Below are 3,923 nucleotides of genomic sequence, written 5' to 3' on the forward strand. Positions count from 1 at the left end.
TTATCATACTAAATTTAGTAAATAACAGGAACTTATTACAACACAACTTCCCATTATTTTCCATAAATGTAAAACAAATACCACACATACACAATGAGGTTTTCCGTAAAGAATTAAAACTATTTGTGAATTCGTGATGAAAAACAAAATAGTATCGCAACAAACAGATTACTTCAGTCATGCTTCCTTCGTAATGACGTTTTATATAGATTATGCGAAGTCAATGACAACTAACCATGATGAGATACTGAATCAAGTTCAGCATGACGCGCGCACTGAGCCTTTCGATTAAACTCAAGATAAACTTTGTTGAAGTGAAGCGCAACAAAAAAGCCACCGCAATGCGATGGCTTTTTAACAAACAACTAAATTCTAAAACCTATCAAGTAATTAGAATTCTTCTTAAATATCTTAGAAGCAGTATTCGTTTTCTGCTGTCATTTTTTCTGCAATTTGGTTACGCAACGCAACAACATTTGGCATATTTGCATATTTTGTAAAACGCTTTAATCCCATTAACATCATACGTTGTTCGTCACCTTCCGCAAAGGAAACAATTCCTTCTTTTGCTTTCGTTGAGATTTTTTCCACTGCATTGAAAAGGTTTAAACGTGTCATTGCAATTTGAAGTTCCTGCGTATCTTCTCCAAAACGTTTTGCATTTTTCTCCGTACGTAATATGGATGATTCTACTGTGTAGATTTCAATCAAAATGTCAGAAGCCGCCATTAGTAATTGTTGGTGCTCTTCTAATTGCGGTCCAAATTTCTGAACTGCCGATCCAGCAACCATTAAGAATACTTTTTTAAGCTTTCCTAACAATTCTTTTTCTTCTGAGAATAATTCAGAGTAATCAGGAATGTCAAATGATGGAATTCCAACTAATTCGTCCGCAACTTTCATTGCAGGACCTAATAAGTCAACATGTCCTTTCATTCCTTTTTTAACCAACATTCCAACTGCTAACATTCTGTTGATTTCGTTAGTTCCTTCATAGATACGAGAAATACGCGCATCTCTCCAAGCAGATTCCATTGGTGTATCTGCTGAGAATCCCATTCCTCCGAAGATTTGGATTCCTTCGTCCGTACATTTTTGGGTATCTTCTGAAACTTTTACTTTTAAGATAGAACACTCAATAGCATATTCTTCTACACCTTTTAATTCAGCTTCTTGATGTGTGTTTCCTTCTGATTCGCGAATCGCAATTCGATCTTCAATATTTTTAGCAGCTCTGTACGATGCAGATTCGCCAACGTAACAAGCCGTTGCCATTTCAGCTAATTTAGCTTTGATAGCACCAAATTTTGCAATCGGCGTTTTAAACTGAACACGCTCATTTGCATATTTTGTAGCTTCTGTAATGACACGACGTTGTGCATCTAAACAAGCCGCAGCCAATTTGATACGTCCAACATTTAACGCATTCATGGCAATTTTGAAACCGTTTCCTCTTTCAGAAAGCATATTCTCCACAGGAACTTTTGTTTCGCTAAAAAATACTTGACGCGTAGATGAAGAGTGAATTCCTAATTTGTGTTCTTCTTCACCAAGCGTAATTCCGTTTGGATTCTCTCTATCAAACTCAACAATAAATCCAGTAATATTTTTATCATCTTCAATACGAGCAAAAACGATGAATACTTCTGCAAAACCAGCATTTGAAATCCACATTTTCTGTCCAGAAATCAAATAATGTGTTCCATCATCAGATAAAACCGCTTTCGTTTTTCCAGAATTCGCATCCGATCCAGCGCCTGGTTCCGTTAAGCAATAGGCTCCAAATTTTTCTCCCATTGCCAATGCAGGCACATATTTTTTCTTTTGTGCTTCCGTTCCGTATAACGTAATTGGCATCGTTCCAATTCCCGTATGCGCACCAAAAGCGGTTGCAATAGAACCTGTAGCACCTGAAATATAGTCACAAACTAACATGGTAGAAACAAATCCCATTCCCATTCCGTCATACGCTTCAGGAACAGAAATTCCTAAGAATCCAAGTTCACCAGCTTTACGCATAACTTCTTCGGTAAGTGCGTAATCTTTCTTTTCAAAACGCTCTTTATTTGGCCATACTTCACGATCAATAAATTCCTTTACCGATTCTTTCATCATCTGCTGCTCCTCAGAAAAATCTTCAGGAGTAAATACGTCTTCACATTTTGTTTCTTTTACTAGGAATTGTCCTCCGCGTAAGATGTCTTTGTTTACTGTTTCTGTGCTCATTTTTTATGGATTTAGGAATCAAGAGTCAAGAGTCAAGACTTTTACTAAGTCTACTTTTAAATCCTGAAATCATTTTTTGTAACTGATTTATCTTTTTTATTAATATGTTGTATTTTTCTTCCGCTAGATACTTTTCTCTGTAAGCAATTATTAATTGTGTTTCCAATTCAAAAGCAGAACCTAGGCTATCTTCTAAATATTTATTAAAATGCTTGTCAGAACTTTTACTTGTTCCTTCAGCAATATTTGAAGGAATTGAAACTGCACATCGGTTCATTTGAGATACTAATCCAAACTTTTCACTATCAGGAAAGGTTTTAGTGAGCTTGTACGTTTCACTAACGATTTCCATTCCGTCTATCCAGATGTTCAGCTTTTTAAAATTATGCACAATTAAAAGTCTTGGTTCTTGTTTCTAACAGTCTTGGTTCTTAATTAAGAAATTCAAAAACTCCCGCAGCGCCTTGTCCAGTTCCTACGCACATGGTTACCATTCCGTATTTTCCTTTCATATCGCGCTTACGCATTTCGTCAAATAATTGAACAGATAGTTTTGCGCCTGTACAACCTAATGGATGTCCTAAAGCGATTGCGCCACCATTTACGTTTACGATGTCTTGGTTTAAGTTTAATTCGCGCATTACAGCTAATGATTGCGAAGCAAAGGCTTCGTTCAATTCGATTAGTTCGATATCATTTTGTTGTAATCCTGCTTGCTTTAATACTTTCGGAATTGCAGCAACAGGTCCAATTCCCATGATGCGTGGTTCAACACCTGCCGCAGCATAGTTTACCAAACGTGCAATTGGTTCTACATTTAATTCTTTCACCATTTCTTCACTCATGATTAGTACAAATGCTGCACCGTCACTCATTTGAGAAGAGTTTCCAGCAGTCACACTTCCGCCTTGAGCGAAAACCGCACGTAACTTATTTAATACTGCTGTGCTTGTTCCTTTACGTGGTCCTTCATCTTTATTAACAGTGTAACTTTTTGTTGCTTTTTTACCGTTTTCATCAATATACGTTTGATCGACAGTGATGGGAACGATTTGATCTTGAAAACGATCTTCTGCTAGTGCACGCAATGCTTTTACATGTGAATTATATGCGAATTCATCTTGATCTTCACGAGAAACATTGAACTGGTTGGCAACAGCTTCTGCTGTATTTCCCATTCCCCAATAATAATCTTCGTGACCTGCATTTACAATGTCGTAGTTTAATTCTGTTTTAAATCCTGTCATAGGAACAGAACTCATGCTTTCGGCACCACCAGCAATGATACAATCTGCCATTCCAGCTTGAATTTTTGCAGCTGCCATTCCAATTGTTTCTAATCCTGAGGAACAGAAACGGTTTACAGTCACTCCTGGAACATCTACAATATCTAATCCCATTAAAGAGATTAAACGTGCCATGTTTAGTCCTTGTGAACCTTCAGGCATTGCGTTTCCAACAATAACGTCATCAATACGTTTTTTGTCAAAATCTGGCAATTCATTCATCATGTATTGAATCGTTTCGGCTGCCAGTTCATCCGTTCTTTTAAATCTGAACACACCTTTTGGAGCTTTTCCAACGGCAGTTCTGTATGCTTTTACTATGTATGCTGTTTTCATTTTCAATGAATAGTATTGAGTATTGAGTTTTTAGTATTGAGATTAGAGTTTCTGCTGAAAAGCATAATTCATTTT

General features: G+C 36.8%; 3 protein-coding genes. All 3 read right to left on the reverse strand.

Annotated features, from left to right (window positions below):
- Window positions 1-411: 411 nt before the first annotated feature.
- Genes AB8B65_RS06935 through AB8B65_RS06945 form a run of 3 tightly spaced genes read right to left on the reverse strand, consistent with a single transcriptional unit; the run spans window position 412 to window position 3,848 of the window.
- A complete protein-coding gene (locus tag AB8B65_RS06935) occupies window positions 412-2,226 on the reverse strand; it encodes an acyl-CoA dehydrogenase family protein (RefSeq protein WP_405300144.1) in 1,815 nt (604 codons plus the stop codon).
- A 25-nt stretch (window positions 2,227-2,251) separates the two neighbouring features.
- On the reverse strand, window positions 2,252-2,617 hold the full coding sequence (locus AB8B65_RS06940; protein WP_405300145.1) for a four helix bundle protein: 366 nt from the start codon (window positions 2,615-2,617) through the stop codon (window positions 2,252-2,254).
- A 40-nt stretch (window positions 2,618-2,657) separates the two neighbouring features.
- A complete protein-coding gene (locus tag AB8B65_RS06945) occupies window positions 2,658-3,848 on the reverse strand; it encodes an acetyl-CoA C-acyltransferase (protein ID WP_405300146.1) in 1,191 nt (396 codons plus the stop codon).
- Window positions 3,849-3,923 lie beyond the last annotated feature (75 nt).

The organism is Kordia sp., from assembly GCF_045105435.1.
Classification (GTDB): domain Bacteria; phylum Bacteroidota; class Bacteroidia; order Flavobacteriales; family Flavobacteriaceae; genus Kordia.

Coding starts and splice junctions, on each gene's coding strand:
- AB8B65_RS06935 (WP_405300144.1), bottom strand. CDS start 2,226: ATGAGCACAGAAACAGTAAACAAAGACATCTTACGCGGAGGACAATTC.
- AB8B65_RS06945 (WP_405300146.1), bottom strand. CDS start 3,848: ATGAAAACAGCATACATAGTAAAAGCATACAGAACTGCCGTTGGAAAA.